The 26,196-nt window shown below is 33.8% G+C and carries 14 protein-coding genes; all 14 read right to left on the bottom strand.

Features of this window, described 5'->3' with window-relative positions; translation table 11 throughout:
* Nucleotides 1–115: 115 nt before the first annotated feature.
* Nucleotides 116–1,015, bottom strand: a complete 900-nt coding sequence (locus tag Z054_RS0118265) for an ROK family protein (protein ID WP_024771486.1) — start codon at nt 1,013–1,015, stop codon at nt 116–118.
* Nucleotides 1,016–1,025: 10 nt separating this feature from the next.
* A complete protein-coding gene (locus Z054_RS0118270; RefSeq protein WP_024771487.1) occupies nt 1,026–2,462 on the bottom strand; it encodes a sugar MFS transporter in 1,437 nt (478 codons plus the stop codon).
* Nucleotides 2,463–2,479: 17 nt separating this feature from the next.
* Nucleotides 2,480–5,833 (bottom strand): VCBS repeat-containing protein, encoded by a 3,354-nt coding sequence (locus Z054_RS0118275; RefSeq protein WP_024771488.1) that lies wholly within the window; start codon nt 5,831–5,833, stop codon nt 2,480–2,482.
* Between the two features lie 92 nt (nt 5,834–5,925).
* The gene (locus Z054_RS0118280; protein WP_024771489.1) at nt 5,926–7,413 is read right to left on the bottom strand and encodes a SusD/RagB family nutrient-binding outer membrane lipoprotein; all 1,488 of its coding nucleotides are present in this window, start codon (nt 7,411–7,413) and stop codon (nt 5,926–5,928) included.
* Between the two features lie 11 nt (nt 7,414–7,424).
* Nucleotides 7,425–10,562 carry a SusC/RagA family TonB-linked outer membrane protein gene (locus Z054_RS0118285; protein WP_024771490.1) on the bottom strand — a complete coding sequence of 1,046 codons (3,138 nt, stop codon included), beginning with the start codon at nt 10,560–10,562 and terminating at the stop codon, nt 7,425–7,427.
* 183 nt (nt 10,563–10,745) lie between these two features.
* Nucleotides 10,746–12,239, bottom strand: coding sequence for an alpha-L-fucosidase (locus tag Z054_RS0118290; RefSeq protein ID WP_024771491.1), 1,494 nt, complete (start codon nt 12,237–12,239; stop codon nt 10,746–10,748).
* A gap of 34 nt (nt 12,240–12,273) precedes the next feature.
* Nucleotides 12,274–14,580, bottom strand: coding sequence for a GH92 family glycosyl hydrolase (locus Z054_RS0118295; RefSeq protein WP_241461424.1), 2,307 nt, complete (start codon nt 14,578–14,580; stop codon nt 12,274–12,276).
* A gap of 64 nt (nt 14,581–14,644) precedes the next feature.
* Entirely contained in the window at nt 14,645–16,981 is a 2,337-nt protein-coding gene (locus Z054_RS0118300) for a GH92 family glycosyl hydrolase (RefSeq protein ID WP_024771493.1), read from the bottom strand.
* A 41-nt stretch (nt 16,982–17,022) separates the two neighbouring features.
* Nucleotides 17,023–18,375 (bottom strand): alpha-L-fucosidase, encoded by a 1,353-nt coding sequence (locus Z054_RS0118305; protein ID WP_024771494.1) that lies wholly within the window; start codon nt 18,373–18,375, stop codon nt 17,023–17,025.
* A 25-nt stretch (nt 18,376–18,400) separates the two neighbouring features.
* On the bottom strand, nt 18,401–20,722 hold the full coding sequence (locus tag Z054_RS0118310) for a glycoside hydrolase family 20 protein (RefSeq protein ID WP_024771495.1): 2,322 nt from the start codon (nt 20,720–20,722) through the stop codon (nt 18,401–18,403).
* A gap of 11 nt (nt 20,723–20,733) precedes the next feature.
* Nucleotides 20,734–22,842, bottom strand: a complete 2,109-nt coding sequence (locus Z054_RS0118315) for an FN3 associated domain-containing protein (protein ID WP_024771496.1) — start codon at nt 22,840–22,842, stop codon at nt 20,734–20,736.
* Nucleotides 22,843–22,847: 5 nt separating this feature from the next.
* Nucleotides 22,848–23,669 carry a chitobiase/beta-hexosaminidase C-terminal domain-containing protein gene (locus tag Z054_RS0118320; RefSeq protein WP_024771497.1) on the bottom strand — a complete coding sequence of 274 codons (822 nt, stop codon included), beginning with the start codon at nt 23,667–23,669 and terminating at the stop codon, nt 22,848–22,850.
* Nucleotides 23,666–24,709 (bottom strand): NHL repeat-containing protein, encoded by a 1,044-nt coding sequence (locus Z054_RS0118325; protein WP_024771498.1) that lies wholly within the window; start codon nt 24,707–24,709, stop codon nt 23,666–23,668. The genes Z054_RS0118320 and Z054_RS0118325 overlap by 4 nt, the downstream gene beginning before the upstream one ends.
* An 11-nt stretch (nt 24,710–24,720) precedes the next feature.
* Nucleotides 24,721–26,193: a DUF1501 domain-containing protein gene (locus Z054_RS0118330; protein ID WP_024771499.1), complete on the bottom strand. Its 1,473-nt coding sequence runs from the start codon at nt 26,191–26,193 to the stop codon at nt 24,721–24,723.
* Nucleotides 26,194–26,196: the final 3 nt, after the last annotated feature.

Below are 26,196 nucleotides of genomic sequence, written 5' to 3' on the forward strand. Positions count from 1 at the left end.
TTGAATATAACTGATAGTATGTCAACACATTTAAAGTCTATGTAATGAAATCTATTATATAATAAATTTTAAATTTCTTGTTATCCCCGAACTATACTTTTATGCTTCATCATCATTATAACTCATTAAAGAAGTCATTATCTATTAACCTGGCTGCACCTATCAAAGCTGCACTCTCCCTAAGTGTACTTTTATAAATTGGTATGGTTATATCGAGCCTTTTAAATGTTTGAATTAAACCTTCTATAAAAAATACCCAGGCGTTACTAATGTTACCTCCAATTACTATTGCCTCTGCTTCAAAGCTTTGTAGCCAAGGAGCTAAAAAAATCGCCAAATTCTCTGAAAACTCTTTAAAAATTTGTGTAGTTATAGTATTTTCTTTTTCAAATCTAATTAGTTCTTTAACTCCTGTTATTTCTTTATTTGTAAGTTCTTTATAACGTTTTTGAAACCATACAGTAGAAAAACTAGTATCTGCAATGTCATTTCCGAATGGTAAATGATACAACTCCCCATATAGTGGGACTCCTTTTCCTTCTAATACAGGAATCCCTTTATGTAAAAACGTAGCTCCCAGACCTGTTCCTAAAGTAATTGCAATCGTTTTATTATAAGGGACCAATTCTCCTACCCAAGCTTCTCCTATTCCAAAACAAGCTGCATCATTATAAAACCGAACAGAAACAGAAGGTTTCAAGTTCAATTTTTTGATAATGTAATCTTTAAGATTAAGATTGCTTAGCATCACAAATTTGTTTTCTCCTTTGTCGGGAAAAACTCCTCTCTCATAATCAAAAGGGCCAGGCATAGCTATGCCAATTCCTTTCAGTTTTTTATTTCCCAAATTGTCAATAGCCATTTCTATAACACCAATCCAGCTATCTAATATTAGATCCAAACTGGAAGCATTACTTATTTTCATTGTATAGATATTCTGTACTTGGTTCGGTACATTTTTATCTATACTAGCTACAGTGATATGACTACCTCCAATATCTACTCCTAGAACCATTTTTATATTTTTAAAGTGTGTTTTTTACTTTGTACCCAACCAAACCGTAGAAAATTAAATATCCATAGCATATTACAGGTATAAAAAAAGATAATTTAATTCCAATATAATCTGCTACTACACCTTGTAATAATGGTATTAATGCTCCTCCAACTATCATCATTACTAATAATGAGGATGCCTGGCTTGTATACTTTCCCAAATCTTTTATTGCTAGTGTAAATATGTTTGACCATAAGATTGAGTTAAATGCTCCTATTGCAATAGCACTCCAAAAAGCGATCTCCCCATTACACAAGATCATGATCAATAATAATACTATAATTATTCCCACAAATAAGGTTAATACTTTTGAAGGTTTAGTGCCTCCTATTAGAAAAAACAAATAGTTGCTAATTAGAAAAACCACAAATAACCATATCTTGGAGAATGATAAAAATTGTAGTGAAAATGTACCAGCCTCAATCTTTATTGCAGTAATAAAATAAAGAACAAAAAAGAAAAGTACCGATAACAAAGCCATTAGGAGGTATTTTTTTCTTGTGCTAGTGATTCCACTCATAGATACCGATCCCAAAAATCTTCCAATCATAGCACCTCCCCAATAGTACGATAAAAATACTCCTGCCTCGGCTTCTTTCATTCCCATAACGGTTTCCAAGCCAAAGAAATTTATTAAAAAACTTCCAATTGATACTTCGCCACCCACATAAAAAAAGATAGCAAACATACCCAAAACAACATGTCTGAATTTTAATACTCCAAGTCCTTTTTCAATTTTTTCATTATTGATAAAAGACGGTAGTTTTACAAATTTTATGATAATGGCTAATACAAAAAACAGGCTTCCATATATTAGATATGGCATCTTTAAAGAATCTACTGTGATTTCACCATCAGAGAATACCTTATATAGAAGTATTGCACCTACAATTGGAGCTAGTGTAGTACCAAAAGAATTGAACCCCTGTGCCAGATTAAGTCTACTTGGTGCAGTTTCTGGTTTCCCAAGTATAGCCGCATATGGGTTGGCTGTAATTTGTAAAATTGTTACTCCGGAAGCAAGAACAAACAAAGCTCCCAAAAATATAGCATATCGTTGATAACTAGCTGCAGGGTAAAAAAGGCAGCAACCAATTCCACACAATATAAGTCCTATAATAATTCCGTTTTTATATCCTATTTTAGAAATGGGATCCCCTATACTTACTGAAGTAATAAAATAAATAAGAGAGATGATAAAAAAGGCTCCAAAGAAAGCAAACTGTATTAATGCCGCCTGAAAATAACTAAGTTCGAAAACCGCCTTTAAATGAGGAATTAACACATCATTCATAACTGTAATAAACCCCCATAAAAAAAACAAAAAAATAATCGCAAAAAAGGGTTTATTGTAATTGTTTTGCCTTTCTGATTTTGTAAGCAAAGAGTTTGTTATATCTGACATATTATTCTTAAGTTATTTTAATTTGTTTTTAGAATAAAGGACTGAAGTATCCCATCATTATTTGCTATCAATACTTTTTTACCATCCTTATCATTAAGTATTTCAATTTTTTTAGCATCTTTCCTAGCAAAAAAACCGCTTTCTTTTCCTAATGAAGTAGAAAAATTGCCTTTACCATCTCCTAACATTAACACTCCTGTTCCTGCATCATTTCTTGGCGTTTCTATTTCCGATACAAATAAATTTCCAACCATTAATGCATCCAGATGATCGTCTTTATTGAAATCTTTAACCATAATATCATTAATACTCGAAAACTGTGCTTGGTATGGTAAAGGTGAAATCTTGAATACTCCTTTTCCTAAATTTTCGATATAAGAAGAAGCAAAAGTTTCTGTTTTATAGTGTAATGCCCCTTCTAATTTTTTTTCACCATAAACCTGATTGATTTCTAAAGACGCAAACAAATCATACTTACCAATCTCTTTTTTAAGGAGAGGTATTTGTTCTGCCGAACATGAAAACCCTCTTAATGGATAGTGCTTGTTTTTATTGTAATATCCCAAAACTATATCATCGCTACCATTATTATCAAAATCATCATAATAGATATCAAAAGGAGTTTCTTTGGATGTCTTATACTTATAATTTAAACCGATATTACCTGCTATAAAATCTATATCTCCATCATTATCAAAATCTCCTTTTTCGATACTAAACCACCATCCTGATGAGTTTTTTAAAGATTCATTAGTTTCTTTATATAACTTACCATCTTCATTTTTAAATAAAGTAATGGGCATCCATTCTCCTACGAGTATAAGATCAATATCATTGTCATTATCATAGTCGACCCAAACCGCATCTGTTACCATCCCAATATCATTTAGTTCTGGGGCTATCTTATCTGTAACATTTATCAATTGACCATTTTCATTACTTAAGAGCATGCTTGTAGCCGGCATTGGATATTGATGTGGTATAACTCTGCCTCCAACAAAAAAATCTATATCACCGTCTTTATCATAATCTTCTGCTATTACTTTTGATCCGCTATGGCGATTTACATTAAGGATTGCCCCTTTAGAAAAGTTTCCTTTCCCATCATTAAGATATAATCGATCTATATAGTGAGGGTCATTTTTTGGATATTCATTACCGCCACTTACTACGTATAAATCCAAAAACTCATCTCCATTTACATCGGCAAACATTGCATCTACATCTTCGTAAGCGTTTTCTTTTTTCCAGAAATTTTTAGTATTTCTCACAAATTTATTTTCCTTAGTTTGAATATAAAGTTCTGCATCAAACCCTGTGGCTCCTCCTATAAATACATCTTCTAAACCATCATTATTAACATCTCCTACGGCCAAAGCTGGCCCAAAATGAGACAATTTGTGTGGTAATAATAATTGATTGACGTAATCATCAAATACGTTTTCATGGTGTTTAAAATCAATCCCAAATGATGTAGTATTTTCTGTAAATAAAAAGGGGTTTTTATGCATATCTGTCCTACTAATATTCGTAACAGAAGCATCGTTCATTTCTATTGGTAATAATTTATTTGCCGAAATATTCTTTTGTATTGTTTTCAAGCCATTAGGCCAGGTAACAATTAGACTATCTATTTTTTTATAATTACCAACTCCAAAATGCACTAAAGGCTCACTGGTCGAATAAATCCCTCTAACATTGGTAGTCTCCTGAGTTTGTACATCATCTCCACAATATAGTTGTATCCTAGTTCCAAAAACAGGTTTTCCTTGTTTGTCTGACAATTGAACTCTAAGGAAATTAGATGTCGATATTTTCTCAGAATTATTGCGATATATAAATGCTTCTTTATTGATATTATTTACCACAATATCCAGATCACCATCATTATCCAAATCGGCATAAGCGGCTCCATTTGAAAAAGATTCTTGGTCTAGTCCCCATTCATTTATTGTTTTTTTGAATTTTAGATTTCCGTAGTTTTTAAAAGCATAATTTTGCAATGGTTGCGATGGTATTAGTGATAATGCTTTATCCAAATCCAGTATTTCCCAAATACTAACCGCTCCTGCATTAGGATTTTGCTTTATCCATTTATTTGCTGTTTCAGTAATAAACTCTCCAACTTTTTTATCTGCATCGGTATTACGAATATCACGTAGCAATCCATTTGTGATATATACATCTTTTAATCCATCATTATCAAAATCTGCAATAAGATTAGCCCAACTCCAATCGGTAGCTGCCATATTCGTTAACTGAGCAATATCACTAAAAGTTGAATTGCCATTATTGAGTTGAACAGTATTATACATATATTGATGATGCCCTCCATTTTTTACTACTTTCTGAAAAGCTTTCGGATTCATTCCACTCATATTAGATTTAGAACGAAAATTATCCTCAGACACCATATCTACTACAAAAACATCCAACAAACCATCATTATTAATATCTGCAATATCTACTCCCATGCTATAATAAGACATATGATTTAATGCATAATCAGCCTGATTAGTAAAAGTGCCATCTTTATTATTTACAAAAAGAAAATCTGGTGCATAAAAATCGTTTGCTATGTAAATATCTGTCCATCCATCACCATTTATATCACTGGCAGATACGGCATTGGGAAAACCTGTTCGCATGAGTCCTGCTGCTTCTGTCACTTCTACAAAAGACTCTTTCCCTGTATTTTTTAGTAATTTGATATGATACTCGGGTTGAAGTAATTTTGTTCCAAAATAATCTGAATAACTTCCAGGATTGGGAGGTTGTGTTAATAAAAGTAAATCCAAAAATCCATCTTTATCATAATCAAAAAAAGTAGCATGTCTGGTTCTTTGAGAATCTGCAATGCCATACTTAGCGGCAGATTCTATAAAAGTTCCATCTCTATTATTAATATACAATAGGTTAGTTCTCCATTCTGGTTTATCATCATAGAGTTCTCTACTCACATAAACATCAACATATCCATCATTATTAACATCTGCAATGGTTACTCCTGTAGACCAACCCCCATCATCTTTCACTCCTGCTTGTTTGGTTACATCTTTAAAAACAAGATTTCCTTGATTAAAATATACTTTATCAGGGACCATATTTCCTGCAAAATATAAATCTTGTAAACCATCATTATTAAAATCACCAACCCCAACTCCGGCACCTCCATAAAAGTTGGCATATTTTAATATGTTTTTCTCTCTTGTATCTTTTATTGTATTTGAGAAGGTTACTCCACTATAAGAAGAATCTAATATTGAAAACCTTTTCTGGGTAGTATTATCAACCTTTTCTCTTTCATTAAAAAAAAGTAATACTAATAGTACAACGGGAATACAATACAGATATGAGTTAGTAATCTTCATTTCATCAAAAATCTATTTCTAAAAAAGATGAAGGGAAAATTAATTTCCCCTTCATCAATTTGGGTAATAAAAGGATTCAAAAAACATGTAAACTATTCTTTATCCCACCACATTCTTGTGGTTAATACATCTGGTCCTTGGCTTGAGATGGCTGCATTATAATTTTCGGTATTATTACTTTGTTCACTAGTAGCATATGTTAATCTTCTTGGTATAGTTCCATTAGTAACATTGCCTGGGTAATTAACGGGAACTAAGACAGGATATCCTGTTCTTCTCCAATTGGCAAATGCCTCATACTCATTCAAAAATGTTGCTGCCCAATACTGTGTATTGATTTGTTCTAATGCATTGGCTGCAACAAAAGGGTTATCAATTAAATATTGATCAATATCGGCATCTGCAATTGATCCTGCTGCGCCATATAATTCTAACATTTTCATGGCAGCACGTACTCCTGCATTATAATGTGATTCTGGATCGCCTCCTGCAAGACCCCATCTATGTGCTGCTTCTGCTAGCATAAATTCGACTTCTGCATAGGTTTGGAAAAACATTGGAGCATCTTCTCCTGTAATAATACTTCTATTCGGTTCTGTATAAGCATCTGTATCCTCTTCACCTGTCAATGCCATTAGAGAGCTAGAATCTAACCCATTAGGTAATCCCTTTTGGTCTGCCGGAGCTGTACTACCGTCACTTCTTCGTGCTCCAAGGATAGGCAATCTCGGATCTCCGGTTAAGAAATCTACAAATGTTTTACTCAGGCGAGGGTTTCCATCTGCGGTAAAAACCTCTCCGATTCCATTTTTGTTAATTCCTTCTGGGCCTGCTGTATGCTGAATATAAGCGATATCATCATTAGATGTCATAACACCTCCTGTAATAGCTTTTGTAACCCATTGTTGAGAAGCTGCAGGGTCTGCTTTAATCAATCGCAATCCTAAACGTAACATCATAGAATAAGCAAACTTTTTCCACTTTTCCTGATCTCCATTAAACATTAAATCTCCTGAGCCAAAACCTGAAGTACCCGTGCCCAAAGCAGCAGCTGATTCTTCGAGTTCTTTTAACATATCAGCATAAATTTCACTTTGCGCATCATATTTTGGTTTAAGTACTCCTTCTAAAGAAGCCTTACCTGCTTCACTATATGGGATATCCCCATGCAAATCTGTCAATCTATGAAATACAAAAACACGATGTATTCTGGTGATCGCTTTCATTTCTTCTGGGTGTGCTTCTTCTTCCAGTTGAACTAACATATCTTCTAATGTTTTTACCGCATTCCCATAAATCCTATCAATCATAGAAGAAGCATATCCTTCATTTAAAGTATATTTATCTCCAGCCCAATACCCAGCTGTTGTAGACATATGTTGCATCATAGTAGAGCAATAAATTAGATTCGCTCTCCAATTCTCGTATCTTTCTCCTGATGTATATAGTTGTGTAGCAGATAACTTATTTACTACACTTACTTGTGTTGGCTTAGTAGGATCAACATTTAATTCTTCAAAACCTTGATCACATGAACCCAATATTATTGTCAGGAATATTATATAAATTGATTTTTTCATGATTCTTTTTTTTAAAACTTTAAATTCACATTTAATCCGTAACTTCTGGTAGAAGGAAGTCCAAAATATTCAAGACCTTGTGCATTACCAACATTATAAGCACTTTCTGGATCTATATTATCTACTGTTCGCATAATATAGAACAGGTTAGAAGCTATTACAGAAATTGTAGCACTATCAAAAAAAGTATTATCCAGCAACTTACCTGGTAAACTATATCCTAAACTTAATTGTCTGAATTTTATGTAATCTGAATCTTCAACAAATTCTTCTGCGATTCCACTAATTCTACCATAATATGTTTGTAAATCTTCTGGAGCTACTGTTGTGGTAAACTCTGCTCCGGTTTCTGCATTAACACCTGTAACCGTTAATCCATTTTCTCTACCAGCCAGAGTACCTTTATGTAATCCGTTTCCATAGGTAACAGTATTAGTTCCCGAAAAAACCTGTCCTCCAAACTTACCATCGATCAAAAAGTTCAATATTAAATTCTTATAGGTAATTGTGTTTGTAAATCCTAATGTTAAAGGAGGAACTCCTTTTCCCAGAATTTTTCGCTCTCCTCTTTGTGCAAGTGGAACACCATCTCCGTCAATTTCATATACTATATTTCCATTATCATCTCTCACATAGGATACGCCAAAAATAGTTCCGTATGCTTCTCCAACAATTTGTTTAATTTCTACATTTCTGGATCTGGGTTCTCCCAAACTAATTTCTCCTTCTTCTGCATTAGTTGCTATTACTTTTCCTGTGTTATGGGCTCCATTGATACTAGTTTCCCAACTGAAATTTTCAGTTTTTATAGGTGTCCCTGACACTAAAAATTCAATTCCCTTATTTTCTACTTCTCCAATATTTGCTAAAGCACTTGAATACCCTGAAAATACAGAAGTACCAACCGGAACTATATCATTGGTTGTTTCATTTGTATAGTATGCAATATCAAATGACAATCTACTATTAAAGAATCTAGCGTCTAAGCCTACTTCAAATTCGCTTTTATTGAATGCTACCAGATCAGCATTAGGGACTTGATTCCCTGCTATAGCTCCTAGAGGTTGCCCTAAATGTCCTTGTCCAAAAATCTCATATGTCAAGGCCAATTGATATGGATCCTGTGCTCCTCCTGCTACATTTGAATACCCGGCTCTTAGCTTTAAGAAATTAATTTTCTCGGGTAATTCTAATGCTTCCGACAAGATAAAACTTGCACTTACAGAAGAGTAAAAATCATCATTTGGAGTTGTTTTTCCTGGAAATGATAATGTAGAAAACCAATCATTTCTTCCTGTAAAAGTTAAGTAAGCAAATCCATCATAAGAGAGTTCAACAGATCCATATAAAGATCCTATTTTCCGTTTTCCATTACCTGGGTTGTCCCTGTCTGCTCCAAAAATATTCGCTGAAGATTGATTAACTGTATTCCCAAATTGTTCTAATCCGGGTACTATAAAATCATTTCCTCTAAGTATTTTTGTTTCCTGGGAGACACTATTTCCATTTGCTCCAATAAAAACATTTGTGGCTAGTCTGTCTGTTATATTTTTTTCTACTCCAAGTATTAAATCTGCATCAACCTGACTATATCTAATTTCTCTCTCTTCAATACCTCCCAGTGGTTTAAAAGCAGTACCAAAAGGCTCTACTGCTGTTCTTCTAATTGTATAGTGATCTACACCTGCTCTACCAGAAACATATAACCAATCAAAAATATCGTATCGTAAAGATGTCGAAGCTATGATTCTATTTTTTGTGTCTTCATTTCTAAAATTATAAGCAGCAAAGTATGGGTTTTGAGAAAACGTATTTGACGAATATTGTCGTTCTGTTAAATCTTCATTTGCTCCTGGATTCATAAATCTAACATCTACATTTGGAGATAAGTTAGACACCGTAAAGTTTCCATTTCCTGGAGCATCAGACAAACGAGGTCTATTCATAACTTTCTCTACAACATACTTTACATTTACCTGAGTTGTAAGTTTTTCTGCCATAACCGCACCCGAATTCAATGAGAATGTTTTTCTATTCAATCCAGAATTTGGAGTAATATCATCGTTAGTCAGATCTGAAACAGAAAATCTGTAATTAAAATTCTCTCCTCCATTTGTTAATGCAACAGAATTAATATATGTCGTTCCTGTTCTATAAAAATGGTCCAAATTACTACCTACATACGAATATGGTCTAGATACACCATCCCATTGTATAACACTAGAACCATCTAGTCTTTCTCCCCATGAAGATAGACCTACATCCAGCGCTTCTTCCTGATTTACAGGTTTGGTTGCTCGTCTACCCTGACCATATTCAGTCTGAAAATCCTGTAATGATGTGTCTACTTTATCAAATGTTACAGAACTACTGATTTCTACTCCAAAACCTTTTTGCTCTTTACCTGATTTTGTTGTCACTATAATAACTCCTCCTGCAGCTCTCGAACCATATAACGCGGAGGCTGCTCCACCTTTTAATACGCTTACAGATTCAATATCATCGGGATTGATACTAGAAATCCCGTCTCCTCCATCCGAGCCTCCCCATAAACCAGCAGATCCATTATTATTATTACTAATCGGAATACCATCAACAACATATAGAGGTTGATTGTTTCCGGTTAATGAACTTGAACCTCTTATGATTACTCTACTCAAACCGGCTGCACCTGTTGAATTTTGAGTAACATTAACTCCAGCAATTTTTCCTTGCAATGAGTTTACTGCATTGGTTAATTTAATTGTAGACAATTCTTCTCCACCAACTTCGGTTAAAGAATACCCTAGAGCTTTAGTAGTTTTCTTTATCCCTAAAGCCGTTACTACTACCTCTCCTAGTTCTTCAGAATCTGCAGCTAATGTTACATTTATATTTGCCTTTCCATTTATGGCAATTTCTTTTCCTTCAAATCCAAGAGAGGAAAATATTAAAATACCTGATGGATCTGAAACTACAACAGTATAGTTCCCATCAAAATCTGTTGATGTACCATTAGATGTTCCTTTTTCAATCACATTCACCCCAACTAGTGGTACCCCGTCTTCACCCGTTACAATACCAGAAACGGTTTTTTTACTTTGTGCTAATGTTACATTACTTGATAAACACAACACAATTGTTAAAAAAATCAGTAATTTATCAATCATACTATCTTCTTTTAGTTAATTTATTTCTATATCGACAGTACAAATGTTACTCTAATGTTAATTTTTATATAAATTTTTCGATCAATGACAACTCAAAAAGGTTAGATAACATTGAATTGATTTATAATAGAAGTCGCTTACTACAGCATTTTCTTTTTAAATTATAGTGATAAACAAATTCCCTTATTTATTAATTTTTACTACAAAAGCGGAAGTATTCAAAAGCTGAGTTTTAATTTTTTCTGGAATGTTTATCTCCATGGAATTATCTTTTCTTATCCATTTTAAAGGAATGTCAAACCCAAGTAGTTTTAATTTTGCTTTGTCTGAAGGCACATAACCAGAGAACATAATTTTGGAAGGTATTTCTGTTCTTCCTTCTTCTATCAGATAGATGAGGTAGACTGTTCCATCTTTCTTACTTGTAATACAAATATTTTCAAATTTGTAGGGAGATATCGATCTTGTATCATATATGGCTTCACTATTTATTTTCATCCATTCACCAATTTCTTCAAGTAGTATGTATGCACCTTCATCCCATTCTCCCATAGCATTAGGAGCAATATTTAATAAAAGGTTTCCTCCTTTCGCAACAATATTTACCAATGTATGTATTGCTTCTCTTCCTGACATATATTTTGCATCTGGTGTCCAGGACCACCCACCCCCCGATATGATACAGGACTCCCATGGGTATGGAAGTGGTTTTTTGGGAACTCTATTCTCTGGGGTCAAATAATTTTGATTTTTTCCGTGGACTGCTCTATCCACCACAATCAGTTGAGGTTGCTTTTTTCTGGCTTTAATCACGAGTTCATCCATTTTGATATCCTGATTTACCATACGATGCTTTAAATATCCATTTTGTTCTTTTTGAAGCTTACGCTCATACCAATTTAGGATATCTTTTTTCGGAGATTTTGAAACCCATCCACCATCTAACCAAAGAATATCGATTTTTCCGTAATCGGTAAGCAATTCCAATATTTGATTATGTGTAAATGCCACAAATTTGTTCCATTTTTCTGGGTAAACTTCGGGTTGATAGTTCACGTTTCTATCTTTTGGTGGAAAATAAGGATCCCAATAATAAGGAGAATGCCAATCTGGTTTCGAAAAATAAGCTCCTGTCCAGAATGTCTCTTTTCTAAAAGCATCAAAAATCTCCTTGGTAATATTAGATTTTGGGTTTTTAGAAAAGGGAGTTTCTGAGTCCGTTATTTTATAATTGGTATACTTAGAGTCAAACATTGAGAAGCCATCATGATGTTTTGTAGTAAAAATTACATATTTCATCCCGGCATTCTTAGCTGCTTTTGCCCATTTTTCAGGATCAAAGTTGAAAGGATTAAAAGTTTTTTTAAGTCCTTCGTATTCTTTTTTATAAACATTATAATCATTAGGATTAGTCCCTTTTTTACGCTCGCACCATTCATATTCTTCGGGGCATAAGGACCATGATTCTACAATCCCCCATTGACTATATGTACCCCAATGCATCAACAACCCAAACTTTAAATTTTGCCATTCTTCCAGTTTTTTAAGCACTATAGTATCTGTTTCTGGGACATAGCGCTCTTCTTCGTGATGTTCCTGAGCTATTATTTCTATACTAGACACTACCATCATCAAAGTAGATAACAATAAAAAATGAATTGGATTGGTATTTTTCATATATTAGAATTTATAATAAAGTGGTCAATCTTATTTATTTCAAAATAAACTGTAATCTTCCTTTGTTAATTAATTCTTGATGTGAGATAAAATAGTCCTGATATTCTTTATCATTTACTATAACTGCATCTATAAAAGTTTCTTTTTCAGGGATGGTAGAGGTGATTACGATCTTATCATTTTTATAATATTCTTTATCTAAATGAATCGTAATTTTTTCAAATTTTGGAGTACAAAATGTATATATGGGTTGAGCTGGTGAAACTGGATATATCCCCATCATCGAAAATATTGCCCAAGCAGACATGGTGCCTGTATCATCATTTCCTGGTAACCCATCCGGAGCATTTTTATAATAAGTTTCCAGGAGTTCATTGACTGTTTTTTGCGTTCTCCATTCTTCTCCTTTTATGTAATTAAACAAGAAGGGGTATGCTATATCTGGTTCATTAGCCATGTCATATTGCTTATTGTCAAAAACTTTCTGCAATTGTTCTAAAAATGGTTGATCACCACCCATAAGTTTTTTTAATCCTGGGATATCGTGTGGAATCATAAAAGTATATTGCCAGGCATTTCCTTCTATAAACCCTGGATTTTTCACAAAATTGGCTCCGGTATCTGGATTGTAAGGAGATAACCAACTTCCATCATCATTTTTAGGCCGTAATAAATTAAATTTTTTATCGAATAGTTTTCTATAAGACAATGACCTGTCAGAAAAACGCTGATAGTCTTCATCCTTTCCTAGTTCTTTTGCTAATTGTGCTATGGCAAAATCTGTAATATTATATTCTTGTGTGGTAGATACTGATCCACTAGTAGTCGTTTTGGTGGTGAGATATCCTTTTTTAATATAGTCATTGATCCCAGGACGTAGCGGGTTATCTTGTAATTGATCTGCACTTTTAAGCATAGCTTTATATGCTTTTTCAATATCAAAATCCTTAATTCCTCTGAGGTAAGTATCTGCAATAATGATTCCTGCCGGATCCCCAACCATGGTTGTTGTTTCTGTTGCATTTAATTCCCACTTGGGCAGCCACCCTGTTTCATCATAAATCTGCAACATACTCTTCATCATATCTGATTGTTGTTTTGGGTATACCAAGCTCATTAACTGATGTAAATTCCTATAGGTATCCCACAGTGAAAAAACAGTATATCTGGTTCCTTTTGTTTTTAAGGTTTCCCTGGTTTTCATTTTAGGGTATTCTCCATTTATATCATTCAAAATATTCGGATGTATAAGTGTATGATATAGAGCTGTATAGAACTTTATTTTATCTTCTTTTTTCCCTCCTTCTACTTCAATTTTTGATAAGTATTGATTCCAGTTTTCCTTGGTTTCTTGTCTAATTTGATCAAAAGCTTTACCTGAAGTTTCTTTTTCTAAATTTTCTCTGGCATTCTCAATACTTACATACGAGATTCCTACTTTCATTTCTACTTGTGTAGGGGCTTCAAAATGATACTTCATATATCCTCCAATACTATCTCCTACTACCTCTTTTGTATACCCTTTCTTTATTCTTTCTTTTCCGTTATACCCCATCCACTGTGCTTCAATCCCCTTATGTATCTTTGGTTTTTTCCACACTCCAAATTCGTCTGCTGGTCTTGAAAATCGAGCTACAAAATATACCGGATATGCTTCTTCTGGCTTATAATAACAAAACGCCCCTACAGAACGTATTCCTTCTATTTCTGTTGAAGATACTATTTTGATCATTCCTCCTTGTTCATTCGTAAGCCCTAATCCCAGATTGAGTACTATATTAGATTCTCCTCTTGGGAAAGTATATTTGCTTATTCCTGTTCTGGTTGTAGCTGTTGTTTCTACTTTAATATTATATTTATCCAATACATTAGAATAGTAACCTACTTTTGCAACTTCATTAGAATAGGTGCTGCCATATAAAGAATGATCGGTTTGGATTGCTCCTGTGGTTGGCATTGCGAGGATCACCCCTAGTTCTGGACATCCTACCCCACTAAGGTTTACATGACTAAAACCTGTTAAATACTTATTTTCGTGAACATAAGGTGTAGAAAACCAACGACTATCTTTTTCTAAAGGAAGATTTTGTTGTCCTGCTACATTAAAAGGGGAAACACTTGCCATTCCTCTTACTGCAATTGGTCCTGGATTGGTTGTACCAAAGTTTGAGGTTCCGATAAACGGATTTACATACTCTGTAACATCAATTGACAACTTTTTAGAAGTGTTATTTTCTTTTGTCTTTTCTACTTTAGTTTCCTTTTGGCAAGAGAAAAACAATACCATAATTATTACCCATAGCTTCAAAAAATACGTCTTTTTAAAAACAATACTATTCATCTTCTCTAATCTTTATATAACACCTTATAGATGTAATCCATGAAGGTCTCTTTTATAATTAAAACTATTCCTTACTTAAAGAGTATGGCACCTCTTCACTTGAGTTTGCCCAATCTTTATTTGGAGTATTAGCCATTTTGAAATCTAAACGTCCTCCTTGCTGAATTACTTCATAATTTAAATAACTATTCTGATATGCTTTTCCGTTTAATGAAACGGACTGGATATAAACATTTTCTTGATTATTTTCTGGAGCATTGACTACAAATTCATTTCCGTTTTCTAATGTAATTACAGCTTTCTTAAACAATGGACTTCCTATTACATATTGGTTTACTCCCGGGGTAACCGGATAAAACCCTAATGCACTAAAAACATACCAGGCAGAGGTTTGTCCATTATCCTCATCTCCACAGTATCCATCTGGTGTTGCCGAATATAGCTTAGTTAACACTTCACGTACTTTTTCTTGAGTTTTATACCCAGCATTAGCATAATTATAGAGGTAAATCATATGTTGGATAGGTTGATTACCATGGGCATAGTTCCCCATATTTACAATTTGCATTTCTCTAATTTCATGAATTGTAAACCCGTAGTAAGAAGCATCGAATTCGGGTGGCATATTAAACACATGATCCAGCTGCTTTTCGAATTCAGATTTTCCGCCCATTAGCTCAATCAAACCTTCTATGTCATGAAAAACAGACCATGTATAATGCAAACTATTACCTTCAGTAAAGGCATCTCCCCATTTTAAGGGGTTAAAAGGAGATTGAAAACTACCATCTTCATTCTTTCCTCTCATCAGTTTTGTAGTAGGATCAAACAAATTTTTATAGTTTTTAGATCGCTCATAGAATGTTTTTGCGATCTCTTTTTTTCCTAATTTTTCTGCCATTTTAGCAATGGTAAAATCGGCATATGCATACTCTAATGTTCTTGCTGCATTTTCATTGATATTAACATCATAAGGGACATATCCAAGTTTATTATAATAATCAACCCCTTCTCTTCCTACAGAACGTATTTCCTTACCATTAGACAATGGACGTCCTTCTGATGTTGTTGCATTTTTTAGAATCGCTTCGAATAAGGTTTCTATGTCTATGTTAGGGATTTCTTTTAAAAATGCATCTGCTATTATTGGTGTTGAATTAGAGCCAATCATACAATCTCTATGTCCGGGGCTAGCCCATTCGGGGAGCCATCCCGATTCTTTATACGTATTGGTCAATCCTTCCATTATATGACTATTCAATTCTGGGTACATCATATTGAAGAATGGAAATACTGCTCTGAAGGTATCCCAAAATCCATTATCCGTAAACATATAACCTGGTAGCACTTTTCCATTATATGGGCTATAGTGTACCACTTCGTTCTTTTCATTAAATTCATAGAATTTCCTTGGAAAAAGTAACACTCTATATAGACAGGAATAAAAAGTTTTGATATGATCTAAATTATCATCTTCTATCTTAATTCTACTTAACTCTTTTTCCCAAGCCTTTTTGGCCTTTATTTGAGTTTGTTGGAATGTATCGTTTCCTATTTCCCGGTTCAAATTTAATTGTGCTTGTTCTGGACTGATAAAGGATGATGCGACTTTTACATGTACTGTTTCTCCTTTTTTAGTTTCAAAACCTATTATAGCCCCCACATGCTCCCCTTCATTTTCTTTTGAATTTTCTACTAATTCCCATCCATCCCCCCAGGTATGATTTATTTCAAAATCTTTATCAAATTCGGCCACAAAATAATTGTGAAAATTATCTGGAACACCTCCACTATTATTTCTACAATAACCAATTATCTTACGTTCTTCTGGAATAATTTTTACCATAGAGCCTTTAAAAAAAGCATCCAGCATAATATAGGATTGTTCAGCTTCGGGAAATGTAAATTTAAAATGTGCTGCTCGCTCTGTAGGTGTAACCTCGGTTACCACATCATAATCTGCTAAATACACCTTGTAATGATATGGTTTTACGGTTTCTGCTTTATGAGAGAACCAGGAGGCTCTTTCATCTTCTTTATACTTGAGATCTCCTGTTACAGCCATCACTGAAAATGCCGCGTAATCGTTGATCCAAGGGCTTGGCTGATGCGTTTGTTTTATTCCTCTTATTTTGTTCTCATCATATTTATAAGTCCATCCATCTCCCATTTTTGAAGTCATGGGTGTCCAGAAATTCATTGCCCAGGGAGTTGCAATTGCAGGATAGGTATTACCGTTAGATAAGTCAAAAGCTGAGTCGGTTCCCATTAATGGGTTCACATAATCTACCAAACTTTGTGTTAGAACGGTTTCTTTACTTTCTGCCTTTTCTACATTTTGTTCTTTACAGGATAGTAGTGATATCACCATCAAACAACTCCATATTAGTCTATCTTTCATCTTTTACTTCTTTTATGTATTAACTGCTATATCATCTATTGTTAATTCAATTCTACAGCATTTCCATGACCTCTATACAACTTCAATTCTCCTTCTAATTCTACTTCCAAAACAGTTACATAGGTATTTAAGTTTTCATTTTTAGGAACTTCTATTCTTACAATTCCCGGAATATTGTTCCAGGATGCTCCTCCGTTTCGAACAAAAGTTAATTCTTGTTCTTTTCCGACTACTTTAATTGATTTTATTTTATTCTGAATTCCTTTTAAAGAGATATAATTCTTAGGTTCATCAAACAGACATAAATACAATTTTGTAGTATCCTTACTTAGTAGTGTGGGACCATAAAAGTGGCCATATGGCAATCCTGCTTTAGTATCGAAAACAACTTTTTTATGTATGTCAATCCAACTTCCTAGTACTTCTAATCGTTCTTCTTGTTCTTTAGGGATTGTTCCATCTGGTTTCATTCCAATATTAAGCAGTAAGTTTCCTCCTGAGGCTATCACCTCAACAAACGTTCTAATAATCTGCGAAAATGGCTTGTAATTCGTATCTGAAGGATAATACCCCCAATTATCATTCATGGTCATACAAAATTCCCAGGGACCTTTTGGTCTTACCACAGGAATCCCTTGTTCGGGAGTACTATAATCTCCATATGTTTTTAATCGAGAATTCACAATGGTTTTAGGGTTCCAGGATAGTAATGAGTCTTTTAATGATTGCGCTCTCCATTCTTCACTTGATTTTTCCCAATCTCCATCAAACCAATATAAATCTGGTTGATATCGATTACTTAGTTCTTTTAATTGCCCTTTATAAAATCTAATAAATCGTTCCCACTTTGTTAGATTCTCCAATCCCTTTTGAGGGTAATCGTTTTTAGTATCAGGCCTTGGGAATACAACATCATAATCAGGATGCGACCAGTCACATAAAGAATAGTATAATCCTACTTTTAATCCTTCATTTCTAAGTGCTTCTACATAAGGAGCTATTAAATCTCTATTAGCAGGTGTTTTTTCTTTAACATTTAGATCACTGTATTTGGTATCCCATAAAGCTACTCCATCATGGTGTTTGGTAGTCATTACAGAATATCTCGCTCCAATTTTCTTAAACAGTTTAGCCCATTTCACAGGGTCATAATGCTTAGCAGTAAATCCATTGCCCTGCTTCATATACTCTTCATATGAGATTTTTTTGTGATATAATGACCAGGATTCTGCTATTCCATTCACGCCATAATATCCCCAGTGAATGAATACTCCTAGTTTGGCATCTTCAAACCAGGACAATCGTTCTTTTTCTGTTGGCTTTTCGTCTTGTGCAACTATCAGGTTTCCAGTAATCAACAAAACAAACATGCAAATCGTTCTTATATATCTCATCTGATTCACCTTAAAATATTAATTATCAATCAATTAAAATCTCATCTATAAATAACCAAGTATCTCCTCCTCTTGGGTTTTCTTTTAAATTTGCTATTTTCACTTTAATAAATCTTGCAACATGCTTCTCGAAATTAATTTTAAAATCTTTTAATTCAATAGTAGAATTAGCCGCATAGGATCGTTTTACTTCTCCTATTTTTTTAAAATCTTTTCCGTCTATTCCCGTAAAAACTTCTATTGCTACCGGAAAATATATTCCCGGGCCTTGATGTTCCATTGATCCAACAATTACCTGATTTATGGTATCTTCTTTTTCAAGATCTATGATAACCTCCATATCATCCTTTAACCACGCTTGCCATTGGCCATCCTGAAAATTTTTGGTTCCTCTTAAGGTATTTACCAATGTAGATTTTCCTGTTCCCGTATATCGATCACTATAAGGAATAGTATACACTACATTACTGGCTACTCCTTTATGAAATACAATGGTATCCTGAAATACTTTACCAATCGGTTTGTTCTCTTTAAATATTGATGCCTTAACTATTGTAGTTTGGGTTAATATAATTGGTTTCTCATATTTAACAGGAGTATCCTCTAATCTATTATTGTTTAATACATATCGTATATCTGCATTAGTGTATTCGCTTTGTAGTGTTAATGAAACTGATTTCTTTTCTAAATTTGTTTCGACTTCTGGTCGTATTAAATAAGAGCTTTTAGCATAATTAATTCCTAAATATTCATACCGTTGAAACATACTGGTAATTCTTTTTGAAAAATCATCCCAATCTTTCTGATTTTTAGTACTCCATACTGCTTCTGACAAGGCTGCCAATCGAGGGTAAATCATATATTGTGAGTGTTCTTTGGTAGGGATGTATTCTGACCATAAGTTTGCTTGCCCACCAAGCACATGCCCAGCTTCTTCTGCAGTCATTGAATCTACTACAGGATCAAATTGATATACTTTACTTAATGGTGTGTATCCACCTATTGCTAATGGTTCTTCATTTTGTGGTCCTTGATAATGATCAAAATAGCAATGAGTTCCAGGTGTCATGACTACATCATGTCCTTGTGCTGCGGCTTCTAGTCCTCCTTTTACGCCTCTCCAACTCATCACAGTAGCATCAGGAGCTAATCCTCCTTCTAAAATCTCATCCCAGCCTACTAATTTCTTACCATGAGAATTTATAAATTTCTCCATTCGTTTTACAAAATAGCTCTGTAATTCTTCTTCGTTTTGCAATCCTTCTTCTGTTATTCGTTTCTGGCAATGCTGGCATTTCTCCCAATTAGTTTTAGTCGCCTCATCCCCACCTATGTGTATATATTTTGAAGGAAATATTTCCATAACCTCAACTAATACATCTTCTAAAAAAGTAAACGTACTTTCTTTTCCTGCACAATATATATCTGTAATTGGCCAAACTCCACCTGATGGTACTCCTATCTGATTTTCAAAACATGATAAATGTGGGTATGCGGCAATCGCACTAGATATGTGAGCGGGCATTTCTATTTCGGGTATAACCTCTACATTTCTAGATTGTGCATATTTAACCAATTCTCTTAATTCTTCTTGAGTCAAAAAACCTCCATAAGTACCTTTATCTTCTGATTTTACCGGTAGTCTGGCATTCCAATGTAAATCCTCCTGATCTACTCTCCATGCCCCTATCTCGGTAAGTTTTGGGTATTTTTTTATTTCTATACGCCATCCCTGATCATCAACTAAATGCAGGTGTAATACATTCATCTTATGCATAGCCAAACCATCAATTACCTCCTTTATGTATTCTTTATCAAAAAAATGACGAGAGATATCTAACATTAATCCTCTCCATTTAAAACGGGGGGTATCTTTAATTTCTACATTTGGAATTTCCCAAGTTCTATTTTCTAATTTAGCTTTGCTTTCTATCTCGGGAGGTAGTAATTGACGTATCGTTTGTATTGCATATGAAAAGCCAACTGAGCTATTTGCTATGATTTCTATACGATTGTTATCCACTTTAAGCTCATATGCTTCTGGTTTACTATTCTCGTCAATCGTAAAAGTTATATAGTTATTTTTTGGTTGTTCTTCTGTCGTTTTCAAATCCCATCCAACTGCTGTTTTAAATTTATCTTTTAAAACACGAATCGACTCGTCTTGTATATCATTTGAAATAAAAAACTTGGTATCTTCATTAAATTCGAATACTCCCGAATTGATTTTTACCATTTCTGGTTTTGGGATAATATGAATATCCTCTTCTGAATACATTCTTTTTTCATCGGTTTTACAACCTAACAATATTAGAAGTGTCAGGGTTATCAGAAATTGTTTTTTCATTATTCTTTATTCTACCATATTAATATTTCATCTACAAAGAGCCATGAGGCTTTTCCTGCTCCTTGATGCCAAGATGGAAGTTTTTTTAAATTATGAACTACTACCTTTATGTACTTAGCGTCTGTTTTAGGAACATTTAGTGTAAAGTGTTTTTTCTTTATTTCTATTGCTTCTTTTGCATTGGTTACATTATAATTTGATGTACTAATTTTCTTAAATGAAGTATTTTCATTTCTAACATATACCTCAATCATTTTCGGAAACAAAATCCAGGATCCTGAATCTTGCAGACAACTAATTGATACATTCTCAATAGATCTGGGTTCATCAAAATTGATCGTAGTAATTAAATTCTCTCCTTCATATCCTGTCCATTTACCATCAGAAAAAAGTAGACTCCCTTCTATAAAATCAAATATCTTACCTGCTCCTGGATATCGTTCTGACGGTCTATGTACTATATCAAAATTCTTTACTTCATGTTTTATCTTAAAAAAATCTCTTTCTAAAACTGGACTTGGTAACCAGTTTTCCTTATACATTTTTGCTTTTAACTTGGTAAAATCAGCGATTTTTATAGGTTTAGTATATTTAACCGAAGTACTATCTGGATCTGTACCATCTAGTGTATATCGTATCGTAGCTTTAAATATTTGTTCATCAAAAGCAACTATTAAACTATCTGAGAATATTGTTTGTTCTGTGATCAGTTTTGGAGGTTTTAAAGGCATAATTTCTGTAAAACCCTCAAAAACTCCGTTATGGATAATAGTTTGATTACTTCTCATTAATTCCTTAGTAAAGCTCTCATCTACTTTTGTATTCCAAACATATATATCTGTTAGATTTATTTTTTCAATCAAGGATGCTATTCCTTTATTACCTACTAACGTATTATAAATATTTAGAACTTCTAAGTCTTCTAAATCTTCTAAATACTTAATAGTTGCATCAGAGATTTTGGTATTGTCCAAACGTAGCTTCTTTATTTTTTTAAGATGTCTAAGACCTTTGGTCATATCGTCTGTAAGCAACGTATTATTAAGATCTAACTCTACTAATTGATCTGCTATTTCTTTTAATTCTGTTACTGCATCTTCTGTAATCGAATCTTTTACATATTTAACTCTTAAGTACGGTTGATCTGCTACTATTCTATTTACCAAAAACCCTACTTCTATTACATCATTTAAGGCATTTACAGAAGCTTCAGAGGTAATTTTAGTATCTTTTTTTAGATAATTTTGTAATAGACCAGTTAGTGTATCATTCTTATGATAAGCTAGTGCTTTTTTATTAAAATCGGCTCCATTATCTATCCAATGTTTCAATAACCAAATCTCATCTGAAGTGATTTGATTTTTTCCTTCTGGTGGCATATGTTTCTCATCTTCTAAAGGCAATAAGATTCGTTTAATTATACGACTATTTAAAGCTTTTCCTGATTGTAAAGCTCTTCCATTTTCACCTCCTTCTAAAATCGTCGCTTCAGAAATCAGTGACAATTCTCCTTTTTGCTTTGTCGCATTGTGACATTGTATACACTTGGCATCTAAAATGGGGTGTACTACATCAGAAAAATACCGAAGACTATCAATAACTTGAGGTTTTTCTTTTTTTACTCTTAACGGCGAATATTGTGTAATAAAACTATCTCCATGTGTTAACACACTTCCATAATGTCCTGTTATACCTATTAAGATGATAGAGGTTACAAACAAAAAAAAGAATAGTTTTTTATAACGCTCTTGTTTTTTTAAAATATATAATAAAATTATTAAACCTGAAGTACCAATTCCTGTCCACATATGAATATTCGTTGTTTGAACTTCATACCCTCCTTCTAATGATAAAAAGTACCCCAGAATACATGCTAAACATGCAAAAATTGCGCTAAAACCTAATCCGGTTTTAACAAGAGTATCTGTATGTTTTTTACGAATGCGCCCTATCACATCAAAATAAAACACTAGTAGTAATCCTCCTATCGGAAGATGTAATATCAACGGATGAAAACGTCCTAAAAACAGTACAAATTCAGGAATATTATCTATAGAATTCTCTACAGGTACTACTGTTTCTGAAAAAAGAAAAAATAAATTAAATAAGACGAAGTTCATAGGTATTACTTATTGTTTCTTGTATTAAAAATCCATTCATCCATAAACAACCAAGCAGGATTACCTTTTCCTTGATGCCATTTGGGAATAGATTTTACATTCTGTATTTCTATTTTTATTTTCTTCATTTCTTTTAGAATAGAGATATGAAGGTTATCTAGTTTTGATACATCTTTATTAAGTTTTTCTATTGGTTCATCAGTTTCAAATTCTATAAAATTTACCCCATCCTGAGAGAATGAAATAATAACATCCTCTATCGGAAAAATCCAGGCACTCGTATTTACCAGATACCCAATATCTATAGATTCTAAAAACACTTTATCTTTAAAATCTACTATAGTTACCAGAGGTTCTACTATTCCTATCCATTGATCATCCTTGAAATTTGAAGTTCCTTTTTTATGATTTACCAGGGTGTTTTTTCCTTGTCCGGGATATTGTTTACTTAATGGGGTAAGTAAAGAAATATTTGAAATATCAATTCCTTTAGCATAAAAAGAAATCGCTTTAACATCACTGGGTTTAAAATCAGAGTGAAATGCTTTAAAAGTATATGTCCCAGGGTTTGAAACAGAGATAGTACTATTATATTTTTGTGATGTTTGTGTAGGTTCACTGCCATCATCCGTATAATAAATTTCTGCTTCATTTAATCGTAATGAAGCTATAATCCTTGATGAAGTGTCTAGAATTACATTTTTCGCCTCAATTCTTGGACTAGCCAATTGTATATTTTCCTGCTGTGTATATCTTACCTCTTGTCCATTTGTATTTTTACAAGAACATAAACATACAAACAACCCAATTTTCCATAATTTCTTCATATTCGGGTTAATTTTATAGGATAAGTTTGTCCAGAATTCCATTGTGTTACGTATATACTACCGTCTTCATCTATACATACATCGTGCGGATGTCTAAATAATTTTATAGTCTGGTACAATTCTGTTAGAGTATCTTTTTTATACACCGGTGGTGTTGCCCCTGGACAAGAAATTACTTCATTCTTCTCATTCATTATCAATAAAAACCCAGAATCATCATAGGTTGCTTCTCTTGATTTTAGTACTGCAAAATAAATATCACTATCATGAATGACAGGTCTACATATTAGTGCCCCAGGAACTTTTATCGATGATAAATAGTTTCCTTCCAGACTAAATCTTTTTAAAGTATTCTGTTCTCGTGCAGTTACTAACAATGTAGGATTAGCTTTATCTCTATGATCAAAACATATACCGTGGGCATTTAAGAATTGGTGATCTTCTGTTCCTTTTCCTCCGAATATATTTAAAAGTTCCCCTTTATAATTATAGTGTAATATGAATTGATTTCCATAACCATCTGCAACATAAAAATCTCCGTTTTCTAAAACAGTAGTTTCTGTAGGCCTGAATTCTTCCTTAGTTTTATATTTACCAGTTTCAACTGGATAATCAACGGTCATTATTTTTTTACCATCAATAGTAGTTTTAATAACTTGATGGCGTTCATAATCAGTAATGAATAAAAAATCTTCTCCATTCTCAACCGACAGGGTTAATCCATGAGCTCCGGGATAGACAGTCCCCCACGTTTCTATTAGTTTTCCTGATTTATCATAAATGATAATATTATTTTTGATATGATTGGTAAGCATTACAATGCGCCCCTTAGAATCCTGAATAATTTCATGGCAATCTTGCACTGGCACTTTCATCGGGTCCAAATTACCCCATTTCATATCTATTTTATATTGATGAGAATTATGCCCAATAACCAGGTCCTTATAAGAATCAAAAGAAAATGCCCCAGAATACCCGGGTAAAGTTAATATCCCAGCGGAAACACATGCCGATTTCTGCAAAAAACTTCTTCTATCCATAATTATCTTATTTAAACAATTAAATCGTTTATCACATTACCATGAACATCTGTTAACCGGAACCTTCTTCCCTGATGCTTAAAAGTAAACTTCGTATGATCTATTCCCATTAAATGCATCATTGTGGCCTGAAAATCGTGAATATGAACCGGGTCTTTTACTACATTGTAGCCCAACTCATCGGTCTCTCCATAGGTAAATCCTGGTTTTACGCCACCGCCCGCCATAAAGAGTGTAAAAGATCTTGGGTGGTGGTCACGCCCGTAATTGGTCTCTGTTAAGGTTCCCTGGCTATAATTTGTTCTACCAAATTCTCCTCCCCAAATCACTAATGTATCTTCTAATAAACCTCTTTGTTTCAAATCCATAATAAGAGCTGCAGTAGCTTGATCCACATCTTTAGCTTGTTTTTCTATTTGTGAAGGGAGGTTATCATGTTGATCCCACCCCATATGATATAATTGCACAAAACGTACATCTTTTTCTACAAGTCTTCTAGCTAAGATACAATTGGCAGCGTAGGTTCCTGGGATCTGCGAATCAGAACCATACATTCTAAAAACATGTTCTGGCTCATCATCAATGTTCATAGTTTCGGGTACTGAAGTCTGCATTCTGTATGCCATTTCATATTGAGCAATCCTGCTATTAATTTCCGGATCTCCAAACTCTGTTTCCTGCTTGTGGTTTAATTCACTTAAATAATCCAACATACTTCTTCTGTCTGCTCTCGACATTCCTTCAGGGTCTTTAAGATACAGAACCGGATCTTTCCCAGATCGAAATTGTACTCCCTGATGTAAAGAACTCAAAAATCCATTTCCCCATAGTTTAGAATACAATGGTTGGCCGTTTGGACGACCAGTTCCTCTACTTAACAGGACAGAAAAAGCAGGTAAATTATCATTAAGACTTCCTAAGCCATAACTCATCCAAGAGCCTATACTTGGTCTTCCTGATTGCTGAGAACCTGTCTGAAAAAATGTGATAGCAGGATCGTGATTTATGGCATCAGTCTGCATAGATTTCACAAAACAAAGTTCGTCTACTATCTTAGAAACATATGGCATCAAATCACTAACCCAAGCTCTGGATTCTCCATATTGTTTAAAAGAAAAGTTGCTATCTGCCAAAGGAAAATTAGATTGCCCCGAAGTCATCCCTGTCAATCGCTGGCCTTTTCTCACTGACTCAGGCAAGTCCTTACCTCTCATGTCTGTTAGCTTTGGCTTATAATCGAATAAATCCAATTGTGAAGGACCACCACTTTGAAAAAGATAAATAACTCGTTTTGCTTTTGGAGCAAAATGTGGCAGTTTCAAAGTACTTGTCCCAAGGTTCAGACCCTCGGCAGTATTTGGTGCTGTAAACATAGTTATTGGGTCCAATATCGAACCCAGTGCAACACCTCCAATACCTAATCCAATTTTTTTTAAAAAATGTCTTCTGTTATTGTTGTTAAAATGTTTGAATATCTCGTTCATAAT

It is taken from the genome of Aquimarina macrocephali JAMB N27 (assembly GCF_000520995.1).
Classification (GTDB): domain Bacteria; phylum Bacteroidota; class Bacteroidia; order Flavobacteriales; family Flavobacteriaceae; genus Aquimarina; species Aquimarina macrocephali.